Source organism: Aeromonas sp. Marseille-Q7275, from assembly GCF_965119515.1.
The window spans coordinates 74,008-93,758 of sequence record NZ_CBCPLW010000010.1 but is presented as its reverse complement, the minus strand read 5'-3'; the positions used below and the strand labels follow the sequence as shown (position 1 = coordinate 93,758).

16 protein-coding genes are annotated in these 19,751 nt (G+C 50.2%); 15 read left to right on the top strand and 1 reads right to left on the bottom strand.

What is annotated here, in order from left to right; genetic code table 11:
* Positions 1 to 62 precede the first annotated feature (62 nt).
* Positions 63 to 905 carry a pyruvate formate lyase 1-activating protein gene (gene pflA / locus ACWPWQ_RS11410; protein WP_139434163.1) on the top strand — a complete coding sequence of 281 codons (843 nt, stop codon included), beginning with the start codon at positions 63 to 65 and terminating at the stop codon, positions 903 to 905.
* Between the two features lie 93 nt (positions 906 to 998).
* Positions 999 to 1,640 carry an energy-coupling factor ABC transporter permease gene (locus ACWPWQ_RS11405; RefSeq protein ID WP_454009809.1) on the top strand — a complete coding sequence of 214 codons (642 nt, stop codon included), beginning with the start codon at positions 999 to 1,001 and terminating at the stop codon, positions 1,638 to 1,640.
* 79 nt (positions 1,641 to 1,719) lie between these two features.
* Here ACWPWQ_RS11405 and ACWPWQ_RS11400 read toward each other — a convergent pair whose 3' ends face one another.
* A complete protein-coding gene (locus tag ACWPWQ_RS11400; RefSeq protein WP_182785726.1) occupies positions 1,720 to 2,244 on the bottom strand; it encodes an acyloxyacyl hydrolase in 525 nt (174 codons plus the stop codon).
* Between the two features lie 815 nt (positions 2,245 to 3,059).
* Between ACWPWQ_RS11400 and ACWPWQ_RS11395 the strand changes: the two genes are divergently transcribed.
* The 13 genes from ACWPWQ_RS11395 to galU all read left to right on the top strand — a co-directional run bounded on the left by ACWPWQ_RS11395 (position 3,060) and on the right by galU (position 19,751).
* Complete coding sequence (locus ACWPWQ_RS11395) at positions 3,060 to 3,434, top strand: hypothetical protein (RefSeq protein ID WP_202045099.1); 375 nt, start codon at positions 3,060 to 3,062, stop codon at positions 3,432 to 3,434.
* A 24-nt stretch (positions 3,435 to 3,458) separates the two neighbouring features.
* Positions 3,459 to 5,234 carry a polysaccharide biosynthesis/export family protein gene (locus ACWPWQ_RS11390; RefSeq protein WP_454009845.1) on the top strand — a complete coding sequence of 592 codons (1,776 nt, stop codon included), beginning with the start codon at positions 3,459 to 3,461 and terminating at the stop codon, positions 5,232 to 5,234.
* Between the two features lie 63 nt (positions 5,235 to 5,297).
* Positions 5,298 to 6,098 carry an ABC transporter permease gene (locus tag ACWPWQ_RS11385; protein WP_202045098.1) on the top strand — a complete coding sequence of 267 codons (801 nt, stop codon included), beginning with the start codon at positions 5,298 to 5,300 and terminating at the stop codon, positions 6,096 to 6,098.
* Between the two features lie 22 nt (positions 6,099 to 6,120).
* Entirely contained in the window at positions 6,121 to 6,771 is a 651-nt protein-coding gene (locus ACWPWQ_RS11380) for an ABC transporter ATP-binding protein (RefSeq protein ID WP_454009808.1), read from the top strand.
* 15 nt (positions 6,772 to 6,786) lie between these two features.
* Complete coding sequence (locus tag ACWPWQ_RS11375; RefSeq protein WP_454009807.1) at positions 6,787 to 7,989, top strand: sugar transporter; 1,203 nt, start codon at positions 6,787 to 6,789, stop codon at positions 7,987 to 7,989.
* A 320-nt stretch (positions 7,990 to 8,309) separates the two neighbouring features.
* A complete protein-coding gene (locus ACWPWQ_RS11370; protein WP_202045095.1) occupies positions 8,310 to 9,323 on the top strand; it encodes a coiled-coil domain-containing protein in 1,014 nt (337 codons plus the stop codon).
* 17 nt (positions 9,324 to 9,340) lie between these two features.
* Entirely contained in the window at positions 9,341 to 11,551 is a 2,211-nt protein-coding gene (locus ACWPWQ_RS11365) for a glycosyltransferase (RefSeq protein ID WP_429161367.1), read from the top strand.
* 15 nt (positions 11,552 to 11,566) lie between these two features.
* Positions 11,567 to 12,619, top strand: coding sequence for an ATP-grasp fold amidoligase family protein (locus tag ACWPWQ_RS11360; protein WP_454009806.1), 1,053 nt, complete (start codon positions 11,567 to 11,569; stop codon positions 12,617 to 12,619).
* A 900-nt stretch (positions 12,620 to 13,519) separates the two neighbouring features.
* The gene (locus ACWPWQ_RS11355) at positions 13,520 to 14,686 is read left to right on the top strand and encodes a nucleotide sugar dehydrogenase (RefSeq protein WP_429161359.1); all 1,167 of its coding nucleotides are present in this window, start codon (positions 13,520 to 13,522) and stop codon (positions 14,684 to 14,686) included.
* Positions 14,687 to 14,771: 85 nt separating this feature from the next.
* Positions 14,772 to 15,674, top strand: a complete 903-nt coding sequence (locus ACWPWQ_RS11350) for a glycosyltransferase family 2 protein (protein WP_202045090.1) — start codon at positions 14,772 to 14,774, stop codon at positions 15,672 to 15,674.
* An 89-nt stretch (positions 15,675 to 15,763) separates the two neighbouring features.
* Positions 15,764 to 17,779, top strand: coding sequence for a glycosyltransferase family 2 protein (locus ACWPWQ_RS11345; protein ID WP_202045089.1), 2,016 nt, complete (start codon positions 15,764 to 15,766; stop codon positions 17,777 to 17,779).
* Positions 17,767 to 18,795 (top strand): glycosyltransferase family protein, encoded by a 1,029-nt coding sequence (locus ACWPWQ_RS11340; protein ID WP_202045088.1) that lies wholly within the window; start codon positions 17,767 to 17,769, stop codon positions 18,793 to 18,795. The genes ACWPWQ_RS11345 and ACWPWQ_RS11340 overlap by 13 nt, the downstream gene beginning before the upstream one ends.
* 26 nt (positions 18,796 to 18,821) lie before the next feature.
* Positions 18,822 to 19,751 carry a UTP--glucose-1-phosphate uridylyltransferase GalU gene (galU, locus tag ACWPWQ_RS11335; RefSeq protein WP_414017148.1) on the top strand — a complete coding sequence of 310 codons (930 nt, stop codon included), beginning with the start codon at positions 18,822 to 18,824 and terminating at the stop codon, positions 19,749 to 19,751.

Sequence of the window (19,751 nt, the reverse complement as noted above, 5' to 3'; positions counted from 1 at the left end):
ATAGGGCTTTATGTCATAAAATAACGACCGCTCGAACCCTGTCCGAACAATTGGAGTCGTCTATGTCAGTCATTAACCGGATCCCTGCCGTTGAAACCAGCGGCCCTGCCGATCAGGGCACTCAGCGGATCCCTGCCGCCACCGTTAGCGACACCAGCAATCCCGACATCATTGGCCGGATCCATTCCGTCGAGACCTGCGGCACAGTCGACGGCCCCGGCATCCGCTTCATCGTGTTCATGCAGGGCTGCCTGATGCGCTGCAAGTATTGCCACAACCGGGACACCTGGGACACCCAGGGCGGCCGCGAGGTCACGGTGCCCGAGTTGATGCAGGATCTCACCAGCTACCGCCACTTCATGAATGCCTCGGGCGGCGGCGTCACCGCCTCCGGTGGGGAAGCCATGCTGCAGCAAGAGTTCATCGCCGAGCTGTTTGCCGCCTGCAAGGCGCAAGGGATCCACACCTGCCTGGATACCAACGGCTTCGTGCGTCACTACGACGAGCTGCTCGATCGGGTGCTCGACAACACCGATCTGGTGCTGCTCGACATCAAGCAGATCAACGACGAGAAGCACATCCCCCTCACCCATGTCAGCAACAAGTACACCCTGGAGTTCGCCCGCTACCTGGCGTCCCGCGGCCAGACCATGTGGATCCGCTACGTGGTGGTGCCCACCTGGTCCGACGATGACGAGAGCGCCGAAGGGCTCGGCCAGTTCATCGCCGAGCTGGGGGAGTGTGTCGAGAAGGTGGAGCTGCTGCCCTACCACGAACTCGGCAAGCACAAGTGGGACGTGCTGGGAGACACTTACGATCTGACCGGGATCAAGCCCCCCAGCAAGGAGACCATGGACAGGGTCCAGGGCATCCTCGGCAAGTACCACCCCAACGTGAAGTATTGAGACAGGAGGCCGCCCGGGACTGGGCGGCCTCTTTTTATTGCGCCGCCAGCGCCCGGGCTCATCACCGGGCAGTGAGATCCGGGGGAACAGGCCATGAGTGAAGGACAAGTCGCCGCCCTCCTGCTCTGGCTGGTGCTGCTCGCCTTCAGCCTGCGCGCCTCCCTGCTGCGCACCCTCCAAGACAACCCCCTCTATCAGCACCTTTGCCTGGGGAGCGCCATCGTCCTGGTGCCGCTCTGGACCCTGCGGGCCGGCCTCCATGAGGGGCTGGAGATCCACTTCCTCGGCCTCACCAGCCTGACCCTGCTGCTGGGCTGGCGCCTCGCCCTGCTCGCCCCCTGCCTCACCCTGCTGATCCTCGGGGCCTTTGGTGTCACCGATCCGGCGGAGTTCGGCTGGCAGGCGCTCATCGGCGTCGCGCTACCGGTAGCCACCAGCTGGCTGCTGTTTCTCGCAAGCTGGGCCTGGCTGCCCCGCCACCTCTTCGTCTACCTGTTCGTGGCCGCCTTTCTTGGGGGGGCGCTCAGCATCTCGGTCAAGATCCTCGCCAGCGCCCTGCTGATGGGGATGAGCGGCACCTACCCCTGGCATATCATCAGTGCCGACTACCTCTCCATCTGGCCGCTGCTGCTCTTCCCCGAGGCCCTGCTCAACGGCATGGCCATGACACTGCTCGCCGTCTACCGACCACACTGGGTCAGCACCTTCTTCGACAGGGAGTATCTGGGGCGGTAAGCCTGGCATGGTGGTCGTATCGGCCCCATGCCTCGGATCCCCTAAATGTCGAACACGGCTCAGAAGACCTGATGAAAATCTAGAATCTGTACTCGATGTGGAGTGTATGGCTGTCCAGTGATGGATTGGGCTCATACATATGCCCATTGGACATATGTTCATACTGGTACCCCAACAGCCAGTTCCGATTGAAGGCATACCCCAGCCCCAATCCTGTTGATAGCTGGACAGGGCCACCATAGTCCTTGAAACCATTCCCCTTGTGCCCGAACTCATGTTTGCTCAGCCACAGAACTTCAACCGGCATCCATACCACCCATTGGCCCCATAGGCATTCAGCACGCCCTCCAGCCCCCAACCGGGCCCCGGATTCATGGCCAACATCCAGCACACCACCACGCACTCCCAGCCCAAACTGACAACCCGACTCACCCCATTGCCAGAACATATGGTGGAGCTTGATGTCAGCAGTATAAATATCGAGCTTCTCGTTTTCGGCAGGTGTTCCTAGCTGCACAGCCACGATCTCGTCATTGGCAATGGCTGTCGTGCTCATGCTCAGCAAGAGCAATAATCTGGCTATCGAGTGAAGATTGGCGTCCATGCCCCCTCCTACATCCTGATGTCCCCGCTTTGTCAAGCGTCAAACAGGTACACATCAGGCATAGTCAGTGGGGGAAAGAGCTGTCAACTCCACACCAAAAACTAAAAATAAATATGTTTTCGAAGAAATAGTCTACAAAATTAGCAATTGAGCGTTACGTTCAAGGGGATAACACTACTGACATACACTATGTAAGTCTTAATGACGCGTCATGCAACACCAACCACATTATTACTTCTGATGCAACAAAAATATCCATCATCAAATAAATACCTCAAAAATTCATTATTTAAGAGTTTCCTAAATTAACTGCTTCTGCGCTAAAAAGCACTCATCAGACCTGTTTAAATCATTACTGCAAATATGAAAATATAGTTACATAACAATGATTAAATCACTCTGGTGCTGCCGGTTGCACGACTAATATGTGTTGACTCATTTGCAGCCCACAGGTAGTATGCGCCCGGAATAAATTAAACATGACGAGCGTCTCGAAATGACGCAATATACGCGGGCTCGGCTCCTGCACGACAGAAATGCTCTAAAAACAGAGCTGTCTTTGACAGTCTGCTTTTATATGTCAATTTTATTTCAAACCCCAATTTGACCATCCTCGACCGGAGCAATGTCACTTCCGTGCGGTAGCTTTTCTTTTTTTTTGCCTTTTGAGATGATGTATTCCCGTGTACAGTTTCAGTACAGCAATACCAAGGAAGAAGATGAGACAAGCATTATCGCAAAAACGAACACACCCGATAACACAAAATTAACGCAGAGTTAACACATCAAGTTTTGACACCTGGATAATATTTCACATGAACTACGCAACCCGGTTTCTGGCGATATCGCTAGCCATGTCTATTGCTGGCTGCGCATATGAACCAAAGCAGGTCGAAGCCTCCCGTCCCCTCGTCAATCCATCATCGACCACAGCACAGCAAGCCATGCCAGCCAATCTGCAACAGGCGCTCAATACTCAACCTCAAGGGGCTGCACTCAGCACAAACGGCGTTACTTTCACCCTGGGTCAACGCTATGTGTCGGCCATGGGACGTGAGTGCGTTGACCTGTTGTTCAACAACATGCAAGGCCACTCGCAAAGAAGTGTCGCATGCAAGAGTGAAGAACTGTGGTACCTGATACCTCAATTGGATCAAGCTTCTGTCAGCAGCCTTCTTGCTGAACAATAAAACTCGAAGGTATCTGTTTTGAAAATGAACGTTCGTCAGCTGAGTACCCTTCTGTTTCTCATCGGTGCCTCCTGCACCACCATGGCGGCTAGCGCACCGGACCAGGCCCAGGCCCAGGCAAATGGGGCATCATTTGGCTATAACCTGTCGGGCAATTCTGGCGATAACAATCGGCCCCAACTTGGCGGCCAGTCATCGCTGAGTGGTCAAGCCAGCACGAGTTCAACAACCGGCAGTTTTGCGCAACAAAATCGGCAGGGCATGTTGCTGCCAGGCGAGGCAGATGTTCGGAAGTTACTGCCACAAGCAGAGGCCGGACTCCCTCCCCCCTATGGCGCCAACCTCTTTGCCGGTGGATATGAAACCGAACGCAGTGATGGCTTGAATGACAATTACCTGATAGCACCAGGTGACAAGCTGAATATCTGGATCTGGGGCGCCGTCAATTTCTCCAATGTGGTAACGGTCGACAATCAGGGCAATATCTTCATCCCTGATGTAGGCCCCATCAATGTCAAGAATGTTCAAGCCAGCCAAATCAATAATCTGGTAACCAGCAAGATTGGTGATGTATTCACCAACAACGTCAATATTTACGTCAACCTGCTGACGACAACCCCTGTGAGTGTATTCGTGACGGGGCCGGTGATCCGCCCAGGCCAATATGCCGGACAATCGTCTGACAGCGTGCTCTATTTCCTCAAGCGAGCGGGTGGCATCGATTCAGAGCGTGGCAGCTACCGTCAAATCAAGGTCTTGCGCCAAAACCAGGTCCTCCAGCAGATCGACCTGTATGAATTCATGCAGAAGGGCAAAATGCCCAAACTTTCCCTGAAGGATCAGGATGTGATCCTGGTGGAACCCCAGGGACCGATGATCAATGTAGCTGGCAAGGTTCGCAATCCATTCCGCTTCGAATTAAAGCAGCGCAATACACTGGGTTCGGAACTGGTCAATTATGCCCTGCCCCTCGCCAAGGTGAGTCATGTCGGGGTAATTGGTGATCGTGCAAACGGCCCCTTCTCTATTTATCTACCTTACAAAGATTTTGCCCGGGTCCAACTCAAGGACGGCGACAAGGTGCTGTTCAACGATGACATGCATGCACAAGTTTACGATGTGCAGGTCACCGGCAGTTATATGGGCCCCTCTTACTTCACCGTCCGCAAAGAGACCAAGCTGCACGATCTGCTCAACCACATTCCGATCAACCCGGACCTGGCCGATTACCAATCCATCTATCTGATGCGAAAGAGCGTGGCCATCCGGCAAAAAGAGATGCTGGACGAGTCGCTCAACCGGCTGGAACGCAGCGTGTTCACCGCGCCAGCCAGCTCGGATGGCGAGGCAACCATCCGTGCCAAAGAGGCCGAGCTGGTCATGCAATTTGTCGACAAGGCTCGCAAGATTCAACCCCTGGGCAAGGTCGTGGTCGCCGACAAGGGCATCATCGCCAACATTCAGCTGGAGCAAGGCGACCAGATTGTGATCCCGAACAAGACTGACCTTATCCAGGTGGGTGGTGAGGTGTTGATGCCACAAGCCGTGGTCTACAACGCCAATGCCGACCTCGATGACTATGTCGCCTGGGCCGGTGGATTTACCGAACGAGCCAATGATCAGCGCATTGCCGTGGTCCATGCCAACGGGTTGGTAGAGTTCAAGGGTCAGGGGAATGTTCAGCCTGGGGATCAGATCATGGTATTGCCCAAGGTTGACAGCAAAACCATGCAGTCTGTCAAAGACATTACCCAGATCATCTATCAGATCGCCGTGGCGGCGAATGTAGCCATCAACTAAACCGCCCACACCGAACAATGCAGGCTCGCCAATCGGCGAGCCTGCCATACGGTAAACGACTCAATGCATAAACCCATTCTCAATCAGACACCTCGAACGCCCTTGCAGGTGTTGCGCGATGTGACGTTTGGTTTGCTTATCCGAGAACTGAAGACCCGATTCGGCAGCTACCGACTGGGCTACGCCTGGGCCCTGATCGACCCACTTCTGATGATCAGCGCCTTCAGCCTGATCTTCGGTCTTCGCAACCACAGCGGATTTGGGGGGGTGCCGGCCCCTCTATTTATCACCGCCGGCTATTTGCCTTTTCTCTTTTTCAGGAATGTCGTGAGCAAGCTGCAATCGGCGGTCGGCGCCAATATGGGGCTGTTCTGCTACCGTCAGGTCACCCCCTTCGCCACCTTTGTTGCCCGCTTTATCCTCGAGGTGATGGTGGGCATGATGGTGGGCATCATCCTTGTGCTGGGGCTGCTCTGGTTCGGATTCGATGCCATTCCGGCGGATCCCTTGAAGGTCATCCTCATCTATTTGCTTTTGATGGTGTTCTCTTTTTCCCTTGGCATCGTCTTCTGCGTTATCTGCAACCTGTTCCAGGAGGCAGACAAGTTCCTCAACCTGCTGATGATGCCCCTCATGTTTGTCTCTTGTGTGATGTATCCACTGATAAGCATACCGCCCCAGTATCAACACTGGTTTTTATGGAATCCGCTGGTGCATGCCCTCGAGCTGATACGCAATGGCTGGATCGCGGGGTACAACAGCCACAATGTCAGCGCAGCTTATCTGTCAGGCGTGACCTTGCTGCTGCTGACTTTTGCCATGAGCTGCTATCGCCTGAGCCACCGCCGGCTGATCGCCAGTTGATCGCCAATGAGTACTGAATAGCATGATCATTCTCGACAATGTATCCAAGTACTACCCCACCAAGTTCGGCCGCAACTATGTGCTGCGGGATGTGAGCATTCAGCTGCCGCAGGATCGCAACATCGGCATTCTGGGGGTCAACGGTGCGGGCAAGTCTACCCTGCTTCGTCTGCTGGGTGGCATGGATACTCCCAACCAAGGCAAGATCACCCGTCTCTGCCGTGTATCCTGGCCACTCGCATTAAGCGGGGGATTTCAAGGGAGCATGACAGGGCGGGAAAACACCCGCTTCGTCTGCCGTATCCATGGGGTCCGCGATACCCAAGAAGTAGAGGAATGGGTCAAGGAGTTTTCCGAAATCGGCCAGCACTTCGAGTTGCCGATCAAAACCTACTCCAGCGGCATGAAATCCAAATTCTCCTTCGCCGTCAGCATGGCCTTTGACTTTGATATCTATCTGACCGATGAGATCACCTCGGTAGGGGATGCCCGCTTCAAGCAGAAATGCATGGATACGTTCAATCAAAAGCGCGAGACAGCGAGCCTTATCATGGTATCTCACGACATGAAAAACCTGCGCCAACAGTGCGACATGGGGATCTTGCTACGCAACAGTACACTGGAAATCTTCGACGATATCGATGACGCCATCCGCATCTACCAAAATCTATAACAAGCAACAGCCAACATGACTCAACCTATCAGATCGGAAAGACCATCCCGCCTCGTGCGCAAACTGCGCAAGCTCGGCAATGAGCCAAAGCGCTTTTTTATCGACTCCAGCGGTTTTCAGATTGCCCACCGCTCCTGGCAGCAGAGTCTCAAGCTCGGCAGCTTTCTCTGGGTGCTGGCCTGTTTTGCCATCGCTGCCCTCTATCTGGGGGTCATCGCCTCTGACCGCTATGTAAGCCGGGCAGAGCTGATGATCAAGCAGGCGGACCAGGTCAAGATGCTGCCAGATGCTCTCTCTATGCTGGGCCTAGGTGGCAGCAATCACCAGGATGTGCTGCTGATCCAGGAGTACCTGAAATCCTGGGATCTGCTGGCAAAACTCGACAAGGAGCTTGACCTCAAGTCCCATTACCAGAGCAACCAGGCCGACTATTTCTCCCGCCTGCCACAGGATGTCAGCCGGGAAGACTTCATCGAATACTACCGCAAACACCTGACGCTGCGCCTGGATGAACTGTCGGGCGTGCTCACCATCGAATTGCAGGCGTTTGATCCCGAGTATGGCCAGCAGGTGGTAGGGCTGATGCTCAAAGAGTCCGAGCGCTTTATCAACAAGCTGGGGCATCAGGTGGCGCTGGAACAACTGGCCTTTGTCGAACAAGAGGTTGATCGCGCCTATCAACGACTACAGGACGAAAAGGCCAAGGTCTTGGCATTTCAAAACAGTCACCAACTCATCAGCCCGGAATCCACCAGCAGCGCGCGCCTCGGGGTGGTCAGCCAGATCGAGGCCGAGCTAGTGAACCAGCAAGCGCAACTCAAGCAACTGCGCAGCTATATGAGAGAGAGCGCCCCCGGCGTCATCTCGGTGCAGAGCCGCGTCGATGCCTTGACCAGGCAACTGGAGCAGGAGCGCGCCAAGCTCACCGGTCTCGATAAAGATGCCATGAACGAGATCAACGCCGGTTACATGGATGTGCAGACCCAGGCTACCCTGGCAGCGGATCTCTACAAGACGGGCCTTATCAGTTTGGAACAGGCCAGGATAGAGGCATACCGCAAGCTCAAACACCTGTTGGTCATCAGTCAGCCGAGCCTGGCCCAGGATGCAGAATATCCTCGCCGTCTCTACAACTTGGCCACAGTGAGTGTATTGCTGGTTCTCTTCTATGGGTTGATCGTCATGGGTCTTGCGACCTTGCGTGAACATCAGGACTGAAAAGAAATGTGGGTATAGCACTGCGCCAGCTTACTCGTTACATAGATATCGCGGTCATTATTAGATGAAAAGTAATCTAAGAGGACCTATATTTGTGAGCTTAGTGATTATTCAGAAAGACTCATAATTCATACACTTTATTGCTCATGGCAGTCAACGGTCAGTCAGATAAAGAAGGAGAATGGAAATAAAAAATCGCTTCAAGGGGCTTTCCAAAAAATAGGTGCCAGAATTTTTAAAGGGAATCATTTTTTCATTGAACATCAGAAAACAAAATAGCCAACCTGGCAAAAAACAACCGTTTAATCAGAGCATGGGATATGCGTAAAAAAATGAATAGCGTATTTAGTCAATCATCACCAGATGTATTGAAAAAAAGAGTAAGTGAGCTACAGGAAAACCTGCTTACAAAGGAAGCGCTACTTGACTCAGTCAGTGAGGGCTCCCTCGCCTTGCAAGTTCAATTAGAGATCTATCAAGGCAAGTCGGCTCGGCTCACATCAGACAATTTATCTCTAAAAACCAAAATTAAAGAATTAGAGCAGGCACATGCAATCAAAGACTCTGAATTAGCGGCCCTTGGTAAATTAGTATTGAAGTCAGAGGAAACGAGTGTTGAGCGCTCTGAGCAACTGAAGAAAGTTAACGCAACACTTGAAAATATCAAAAAAGAGTTGCTCAAAGTCAAAGCTGACTTGGAAGCATCAAATAAAAAGCTGAAAAATACTGAATTAGATTTTCATTCATTTAAAGAATCTCAAGGTAAATCTCAAAAATCATTAGAGGCTGAGTTAATCAAGGTTAAGGCTCAATTGGCTCAGGAGAAGGAAGCCTCTAAATCCGCCAATAATAGATTGAATGAAACCCAAGAGAACTTGAATGCTAGATTTAGCGAGCTGGCCAAGCTGACTAACATGATAGAAGTATACGAAAGAAAGTTGATGAGCAAAGATAATGAGCTCAGTGTATACAAACAGCAGCTGGACAAGTTGAAGGATTCGTTTTCTTGGAAAGCAGCCGCGCCGGCTCGAGCATTGAGTAAAAAATTCAAGAAAAAAAGCTCAAATGGCATGCTGAACAAACACGTTGAGATGGTTGAAAAATCAGGATTCTTCAATATTGATTGGTATGGAAAAAACTGCCCTGAGCTTGATCGACAGTCCCTATCCCCCATAGAGCATTATCTCACCATCGGATACAAGATAGGTCTTAGCCCCAGCGAACGATTCAATGGCAATGATTACCTTGAGAGATATCCTGATGTTCAGCAAGAAGGTGTCAATCCTCTCCTTCACTATCTCATGTTTGGCAAGAACGAAGGCAGAATTATTTAATTGGCGGGATTTTTAAAATGCAAAACTTTGATGCTCAGTGGTATTTGAATAATTATAAAGATGTCGAGTTATCCGGTATGGATCCATTTTACCATTACCAAAAAATAGGTCGCCTAATTGGTCGTCACCCCATGGACCCCAAAAAAATATCAGCCAAGACCACAGAGATCACGACAGCCACAGCCAAAACCAGTTCGGCAAGTAAATCTATTCGGGGTGATTTTAACCTGAAAGCAGGCGGCAGTGGTGAACTCTATGGTTGGCTGGCTGAAATGGGCAACCCGGCACCACGGGAAGCCCTCATCCAGATTGATGGCAAGCGTTATAAAGTATTGGCGGATGTCAAGCGTGACGACTTGGCCAAAAACAAGATCAATAACGGCCAACACGGTTTTAGATGGAGTGTCCCTGCAGAGTTTATCGATGGAAAAACTCACCAGCTTGAGTTGTTTGATGCCCAGACAGAACAACTGCTGAAGCAGACCACCACCTCTTGGCAGCATAATCGGAAATTCACCTGTTTTGATGAATTCCTGGCCGAATCCATGGTGAACCCGATGATTTACTCACCCTATCGGGAAGAGGATAAGCGTTGCTTCGCCATGATGGAAAATACCCGAAGAACCTTGGTTTCATATACTGAATCAAACCATCTGAGTCATTTGATCAGTATCATCATGCCTGCCTACAACCGTGAAGACACGATAATGGCAGCGATCACATCAGTACTTGCACAAACCTACTCACATTTTGAATTGGTTATTGTGGATGATGGTAGCACCGACAGTACAGTTCAGGTGGTAGAGAGCTTTGCTGATGACCGCATTCGACTCATCAAAGGTCCTGGACGTTCAGGGGTATCTGAAGCACGCAACATAGGTCTTCGTGCGGCGAAAGGCGAGTTGATTGCCTATCTGGATTCTGACAATACCTGGCAACCCGAATACCTGAGTGCCATGGTCGCAGCCTTGCATAAAACCCCCAACGCTCAGGCGGCGTATTCCGGGCAATATCTCTATCGCGGCAGTCATTCCGAACCCTTTGCCATTCGCTTTGCCAGTTTCAACAAAGGGTTGCTTGAAAACCGTAACTATATCGATCTGAACTGCTTCATGCATAGCAAACATGTCTTTAAAAAAACGGGTATGTTTGATACCCAACTGAAGCGCTTTGTCGACTGGGATCTGATCCTCAAGATCAGCAGCGAATTCACCATTATTTCTGTGCCGGTGATCCTCTCCAACTACTTCTACGAACTGGCGGAGAACGCCATCACCAATGACAATTCATTGCATGGTTATATCGATATTGTGCGGGAACAGCATAATACCCGTGAATTTATCAAGGGGCGAGCACTGCTGCGTTATGGTCAAAGCGAACCTGTCAAACATCGCATGCCAAGACCAAAACTTGCTCACCATGTCAGCATCATTATCCCCAACTATGAATCGCTGGATGATATTCAAGATTGCCTGTCCTCCATTCGAAAATATTACGATAATAAGCAAGTGGATATTATCGTTGTCGATAATGCCTCAGCCTTGGAGGTCAGAACCTATTTACGGGATCAAGCTGTTAAAGAGTTCGATATTACCTATATAGAGAATGAATTCAATGCCGGCTTTACCTATGCAGTTAATCAGGGGATCAAAGTAGCCAAGCCCGGCAGCGATATCGTATTGCTTAACAATGATGCCTTGCTGACCCGTCATGCTCTGGTCGCCATGCAGCAACTGGCCTATCAGGATCCCAATATTGGCTTGGTGGTACCCCGTCAGGTACTGTTTGCCAATACCAAAACCATCACCACCCATGTTCCCTTTGCCAATCCCGGCATAGATTGCGATGTCAACTTATCTCAGCATCACAAGAACATTCATCATGTGCCCCTGCTGCACGATGGTGAACAGGTCGAGATCAGCTTTGCGCCCTTCTTCTGCACCTATATGCGCCGCGAGGTTGTCGATCAAGTTGGTGGACTGGATGCGGAGTTTGGCCGCCATTACCGTTCGGATCGCATTATGTGCGACTATCTGCGCCATCTGCTGGGAATGAAGATTATCTACACCAGTCAGGCTGTGGTATATCATAAATTGCAGAAAGCTACCGATGGGATGCGCAAGAGCGATAAAAAAAGTGCTGAGTTTGAGTTGATGTTTAAAAAGAATCAGTGGTCATTAAACGACCAAGAAAGATTAGGTTATACACATGCAAGTTGGGATATCTGACCAAGAGGTACTGTAATGTCATTTTTGAAAATGTTACGTTCAAGATTTGAAGGGAAAGATAACAATGTTCCTTGGGAACTTGACAATAAATTATTAGCATATGAACATGCATCTAGACTAGGTTTTAAAACGCCCACTAGTGTTTCATTCTCATCTGCTCAAGATGCTGTTTCTTGGGCAAATGAGAACTTTGGTAAACGATTTGTTGTTAAAGCTGGTGATCGCCACTCTTGCATTGGTGTATATCTTCTAGAAAAGAATGATGATGGTTCATTTTTAGAATTACTCAGAATAAAAAGAATGACAGCTAAAGAGATTGGTAGCGATATTGTAGGAAAGCAACCATCTTATTGGATAGCAGAATCTTTTGTTGACTCATATGTCTATGGAAAAGATATTCCCTTTGACTATAAGTTCTATACATTTAAAGGCAATGTTGCTCTTATAATACAAATTGATAGAAATGTAACGCCCCCAAGAGCGGCTCTATTTGATGGTGCATTTATCCCTTTGCGTCATGGTATTGACTATCACTTTGATACTACCAGATGGTTACCTGGTGGGCATGTAGTTCCTTTTTTTGCCCCTCAACTGATATCGATGGCATCTATTTTATCCAAAAGTTTGAATACTGATTTCGTTAGTATCGATTGTTTTGATTCACCAGATGGTCCTATTTTTGGTGAATTTACGTTTGCCCCAGGGGCGCCTGATGCCAAGATGATAACATTTAGTCATGATATTCTAGAAAAATTAGATTTGTTTTGCACTGGAGAGGTACCATCTTTATTCTCCGGTGTTGAATTAGAACTCCATACATTCAAACAGGAATGCAACGAGTGCCAAGAAGAGGTCTGCTTTGATCTATCTATATATAGTCATATATCATCTCGCATGTCATTGGGTGATAAAAAGACTGCAGCATATATAGATAGCAAGGACATTCCATTACTCAGTAAAAAACTGAGAGAACACTTTGATTTTATTTTTAAATATATAGGTTTTTTACAGGGAGATGGTGAGCAAGCATATACCCTAGCCACCAGAATCTCTAGCAACTCAGCATAGCTTCAATCGAAACCAAGAATTTGAATTATTGATAAATTCTGCATTTGACTTTTATTCATCAAAAGAAAAATTTAAGTCGCGGATTTAAGAAACTCGCCTAGAGCAAACCAAGCTATTATTCTTCTAAAGGCTAAGTGGTAATTCACTTAATCGAATAAGAGAAATATCTGACAGTGGATACGCTTACGCTAAAAATGTTCTGAGATATATAACAAAATAATATTACCAGAGGTTTAATCATGTTCGACAAATATATCTTTAGGTGACAACTGTGAGATGGGATTGAATTTTTCAGAGTCGGGTACGAGTATAGTTCACTACTACGATTTGCAATGACCCCTACAAAATCTTTGCTATCACTATTGGATGGATGTTTTGATGGCTTATTTGAGGCCATATCCCCCAATATCAAGCAACATGTGTCAATGCCAAAAAATACAAAATTTCATTTCATACTAAAATTCATTCAGAAATAAATGGGGGCATGAGAAAATATAAAGATGGCATAGATGTCGATGCAATTCACCAGAATGATCTAAATAAGATAAAGTATCTTACCGAAAAACTTATTTCCGACATGTCATCGCCAGATAAAATCCCCTCTATTTATTAAAATCAATGTCACTACAAAACCTGATGACATATTATCTGTATTTAATAAGATAAAGTCCTATGGTGAAACCCGACACTACAGTAATAAGTTACAAAACACCTGAAAATATTAACAACAACATAGTCTACAGAGCGCTTTCCCAGGTTCGCTCCCTACAACGATGCATATGATTATGATGTTGAGGCTTGGGATAATATTTTCATCAAATACCCATTAAAAGAGCATGATTATATTTCTTGCTCAGGGTTGGTGCCAGTGGAGCTTTAACGAAATAAAGGTATTATAGTATGAGAATAACAATTTCCGGTACCGGATACGTCGGTCTTTCAAACGCGGTATTGCTTGCCCAACACCATCAAGTCATTGCCCTGGACGTTGTGCCAGAAAAAGTCGAGCAGATTAATCGCCGTCAATCTCCTATCGCGGATAAAGAGCTGGAAGCCTATCTGGCCGACAAGCCGCTCAATCTCAAGGCAACGCTGGATAAATTCGAGGCCTATGAAGAGGCCGACTTCGTGATCATCGCTACCCCCACCGATTACGATGCAGAGACCAACTACTTTAATACCGGCACGGTCGAGGCGGTGATCCGCGACGTTATTTCCATCAACCCACGAGCCGTGATGGTCATCAAGTCCACCATTCCGGTCGGTTTTACCGAGCGGATGCGCCGTGAGCTGGGCACAGAGAACCTGATATTTTCCCCCGAATTCCTGCGCGAGGGCAAAGCGCTCTATGACAACCTGCACCCCTCCCGCATCGTAGTGGGCGAGTGCAGCGATCGTGCACAGCGTTTTGCCGAACTCCTGCAAGAAGGGGCCATCAAGCAGGATGTGCCCGTGCTGCTGACCGGTAGCACAGAGGCCGAGGCCATCAAGCTCTTTGCCAACACCTATCTGGCGATGCGGGTGGCCTATTTCAACGAGTTGGATACTTATGCCCAGTCTCACGGCCTGGACAGCCGTCAGATCATCGAGGGGATTGGGCTGGATCCACGCATCGGCAGCCACTACAACAACCCTTCCTTTGGTTATGGTGGTTACTGCCTGCCCAAGGATACCAAGCAGTTGTTGGCCAACTACAGCCAGGTGCCCAACAACCTGATCCGCGCCATTGTCGATGCCAACACCACCCGTAAAGACTTTATTTCAGACAGCGTCATTCGTCGCAATCCCAAGGTGGTCGGCATCCATCGCCTAGTGATGAAGGCAGGCTCGGATAACTTCCGCTCATCTGCCATCCAGGGGATCATGAAGCGGATCAAGGCCAAGGGGATCGAGGTGGTGATATTTGAACCCACCTTCAAGGAGGAAACCTTCTTCCACTCCCGGGTCATTGGCAATCTGGAAGAGTTCAAGACCATTAGTGATGTCATCCTGTGCAACCGGATGGCCACTGAACTGGCAGATGTAGCCAACAAGGTGTATACACGCGATCTCTTTGGTTCTGATTAACATCACCCGTGGGGTGGAGATCCCACCCCACGTTACCTGGCTTACTATGGCTGTCTCTCTGGTGTATCTCGACTGAGAAATTATTTTGAAATTATTTATCGCTGCGATTGTCAAGAATGAGCTGGATGCCTTATTGGAGTGGATCGCCTATCACCGAGTACTCGGAGTAAACGGATTTATCATTGCGGATAATGGCAGTAACGACGGTACCCGTGAACTGCTCGGCTCTTTGGCCAAATTGGGTATTGTGACAGTCATAGATTACCCAACTGTTGGTGCACAGAAGCCACAACTCCCCGCTTACGAAAAGATCTTGCGAACCTGCCCCCGTGATGTCGATCTATTGGCTTTTATAGACGCAGACGAATTTCTGCTTCCCTTGGAGCAAGAGCAACTAATACCGGCACTGCAGGGTTGGTTTGCAGATGACAGTGTCAGCGCGGTCGCCTTGAATTGGTCAAACTTTGGCTCAAATGGCGAGATATTTGCTGAAGAGGGCTTGGTCATTGAGCGTTTTACCAAGCGAGCCCCTCAAACCTTCAATGTCAATCACAACTTCAAGAGTATCGTCAGACCCGCGCGCACGGAGCGTTTCTTTAACCCGCATTATGCCAGCCTGCGTTATGGCCGCTATATCGATGTGCAGGGAAATGACTTGGTACTGCACCCCAAACACGGTAATGGCGTCAGTGCCGAGGTGATTTGGAACGGTGTACGCGTCAACCACTATGCCGTCAAATCGCTAGAGGAGTTTCTGCTCGGCAAGCACCTACGGGGCAGTGCGGCAACCGTGAACCGGGTCAAGCACAAGGCCTATTTCAAGGCCCATGATCGCAATGATGAAACCTGCCTGCTTGCCGCAGCCCTGGCACTCAAGGTAAAGGCGGAAATGGCAACACTTGGCGAACGATTGGCAGCCCTGCCCGTCGACGAAGAGCCCTCTGGCCGCTCCTGGCTCAGCACCAAAATGAAGAACTGGATGGGCTGACATCGCCATATTGCGCTTCTCTTGCCCACGCGGCTGGCCACCCCAATGGTCAGACTGGGCACCCTCCTCTCCAGATTGTGAAACTTGTTATGCATAGCAATGGCCATTGGCAGCCCCTGGCGCTGCCAGACTCTTTTTCGTTGCGAGCTGGCTGGCTCTTTATTCAGGGCAAAGTGAACGCCCGCAGGCCTCGGGGGAAAACCCTGCTGCGCTGGCAATGTCGCCAGGGGCACTGGCACGAGCAGACATTGCCCATCACCCGCCGTGGTACCTTGCAAGAGTTAATCTATCTCCCCAAGGGGGCCAGTCAGCTCGCCCTATTGCCGAGCAGTGAGGGGGCCGATTGCCAAGTTGAGATAACTCAGGCTCGTGAGGCTTCCCCCATAGAGAGCTTCTGGCGTCATCTGCGCAGGGTATGGCCCTTCTACGGGCGGCTCAATACTCAAAAACGCAGGCGACTGGGGTTATCCTGGCACCTGTGGTTAACCAATCTCCCTCTGGCATATGAACTGGTTGGCAAATTGCGTGATGACAGGCCCCTGCACGCCTACGAACAGTGGCTGGCCAGTTTCGATGCCTTGCAGCCGGGTGATCGCCAGATGATCACGCGTTTGCTGGCTCGTTGGAACAACTTGCCCCATGTCTGTCTGCATCTGGTGGGTGAGGGAGACACCACTGCCCGGCGGCGCACTCTTGCCAGTATCGAGGCGCTCTGCTACCCGGCAAGTCATATCACCCTGCTGGAGCCAGGCGTTGACAGACCTGAGTCGGAGCACACTACCAAAACCTGGCATTGGGCCATCCCTCTTGGGGCAAAGATCGCACCTGCTGCGCTCTTTTGGGTCGCCAATCAGCTACGAATGACTCCTGATGCAAAATGGATCTACGGGGATCACGACCTGCTGGATGACAGTGGCAAACGCCACTCTCCTCACTTCAAACCGGATTGGAATGAAACATTGCTGCACGGCCAGAACTATATCGACTGGTGTTCGCTATGGCAGGGGCAAGAGGCGCCACTCGTGCCGACCGATCGAGTCAGTTGCCATCACAGGTGGTTGCAACTTGCCCGGCAGTTGGATGCCGAACAGATAGCGCATATTCCGGTGCTGATGATGCATTTACCCAACCAGAGTGAGGATGACCATGGTCTCATCGCTAAAGCCAGCCAGGTTGTGCCTTCGGGCGTGACGATCTCCCCTGCGCCCCACGGGATCTGCCGCTGGCACTGGCCATTGCCAGCCCGGTTGCCACGCATCTCGGTGATCATCCCCACGCGTAATGGGGTGGCTCATCTCAAGCCCTGTATTGATAGCCTGGTGAAACGGACTCGCTATCCCAATATGGAGATCCTGGTGATGGACAACCAGAGCGATGAGGCCGATACCCTGGCCTATTTGGCTCATGTCACCCAGGAATACGGGGTACGGGTGATCCCTTATGACCATCCGTTCAACTATTCGGCCATTAACAATGCCGCCGTGAGCCAGGCCAGTGGTGAGCTCATCTGCCTGCTCAATAACGACACCGAAGTCATGAGTTCGAGCTGGCTGGAAGAGATGGTCTCCCATCTGCTGCGCCCAGGCGTCGGCGTGGTGGGCGCCAAACTCTATTATGGCGATGGCCGGGTGCAGCATGGGGGCGATGCCGTTGGACCCGGTGGCTGCGCCGATCACTTTCATGCAGGTCTCACCGCCGATGCCCCCGGCTATCAACGCAGGGCCGTCTGCGCGCAGGAGCTCTCTGCCGTCACCGCAGCTTGTTTACTGACCCATAGAGAGCTGTTCTTGTCACTGGGCGGTCTGGATGAGGACAATCTGCCCGTTGCCTTCAACGATGTGGATTATTGTCTGCGGGTTGGCGAGGCGGGTTGGCGAATTGTATGGACCCCTTTTGCCGAGCTCTATCACCATGAATCGATCTCGCGTGGCAAGGATGTGACACCACAGCAGTTGGCACGTGCACAAAGAGAGCTGCGTTATATGAAGAAACGCTGGGCACATCGGTTAAAACACGATCCTGCTTATAATCAAAATTTGAGTTATGACAGGCCCGATTTTTCGTTAAGTCATGCTCCCAATGTGGTGTTGCCATGGATGAGCTGATCAGAAAAGCATTATTCAAACCCTATTCAAAATTAAGCAAACAGAGCTATGGCAATCAGCACGGTTCTTTGGTGGAGTGCCGCTCTTTATTGATCCTGCATGAGGGACTCTCTCCAACCCTGGCTTATTTCGAAGAGGCGATCAGAAGCCGCTTTGCCGGTACCGTCTGTCGGCTTATTGATACATCAACTTCCCCCAGCCTCGCGATTGATGAGGGAACTGCTTTGGTGATCATTCGCTTTATCACGCCACAGTGGCAGCAAGAGATTGAGAACAATATCGATAAGCTATCTCGAGTAGTCTATTTTATGGACGATGATCTCTTTGACCCATCTGCATTAAAGGCATTGCCAAAAGAGTACCGGACCAAGATAATACGACGCTCAGCCGCCCAGCACAGATGGATCACTGAACATTGTGATGATATCTGGGTATCGACCCCTTATCTCGCCAGGAAATATGCTCACCTTAATCCCGATATTATCCCAGCCAAACCATCCCCTCTACTGCTTGGTGCTCATCAACCGGTGAAAATTGCCTACCATGGGTCTAGCTCTCACAGAGATGAGAAATACTGGCTGCGACACATCATCGAGGGCGTGTTGGCACTTTGCCCACAAGCCAGCTTCGAAATTTTCGGTGAGCATGAAATATATAAGCTCTATCGTGACCTGCCCAGAGTGTCGGTGCTACATCCGATGACCTGGCAGAATTATCTCGCTTATACCAAAACCCACAGGTTGGATATCGGGTTGGCCCCCTTGCTGGATTCAGGTTTTAACCTGGCACGAGGGCCTGTCAAATTCTACGATTTTGTCAGAATGGGTGCCGTAGGGATCTATAGCAATCGCTCCCCGTACAGTGATTTTATCGAGCAAAACGTTAATGGGGTTTTACTTGAAAATGACCCACAGAAGTGGATAAAGGCGCTCTCGGTATTGGTCAACACCGAGACGAAACGTAGCGAGCTTGCTCGCAATGCAAAAAAACATGCTTATTCACTAGCAAACCAATAATAAAACAGCACGAGATAATATTAATTATGTCAGAAAAAACTATGAATATTCGAAAGGCGGTGATCCCTGTCGCCGGTCTGGGCACTCGTATGCTGCCTGCAACCAAGGCCATTCCCAAAGAGATGCTCCCCATCGTTGACAAGCCACTCATTCAGTATGTGGTCAATGAATGTGTGGCTGCGGGTATCAAGGAGATTGTCTTGGTGACCCACTCCTCCAAAAATGCCATTGAGAACCACTTCGATACCTCATTTGAACTGGAAGCTACCCTTGAAGCCCGGGTTAAACGCAAGCTGCTTGATGAAATCCAGGCTATCTGCCCGAAAGATGTGACCATCATGCATGTGCGCCAAGGGGAGGCCAAGGGATTGGGCCATGCCATCTTGTGTGCCTACCCAGTTATCGGCGATGAACCCTTTGCTGTGGTGCTGCCCGACGTGATCCTGGATGAATATACTGCCGACCAGCACACCGAAAACTTGGCCGCCATGTTGGTGCGCTACCAATTGACCGGCCAGAGTCAGGTCATGGTGGAGCCGGTACCTCTGAGCGATACAGACAAATATGGTATTGCCGATTGCAACCAGATCAAACTGCAACCTGGTCAATCCGCTCCCATTACCGGGCTGGTTGAAAAACCGGACGTTGATGAGGCACCAAGCAATTTGGCCGTGGTCGGCCGCTATGTATTGAGCAACCATATCTGGCCTCTGCTCAAAAAAACGGCCCCCGGTGCCGGTAATGAGATCCAGCTGACCGATGCTATCGCCATGTTGATCGAACAAGAGACTGTCGATGCATTCCATATGACTGGTTTGTCCCACGACTGCGGCAACAAGTTGGGCTATATGAAGGCCAATATCGCCTATGCCATGCGACATCATGAGATTGGACAATCAGTTACCAACTATCTCAAAAACTTAACCCCAACATCGTTCAAAAAGGTAAGTGCATAA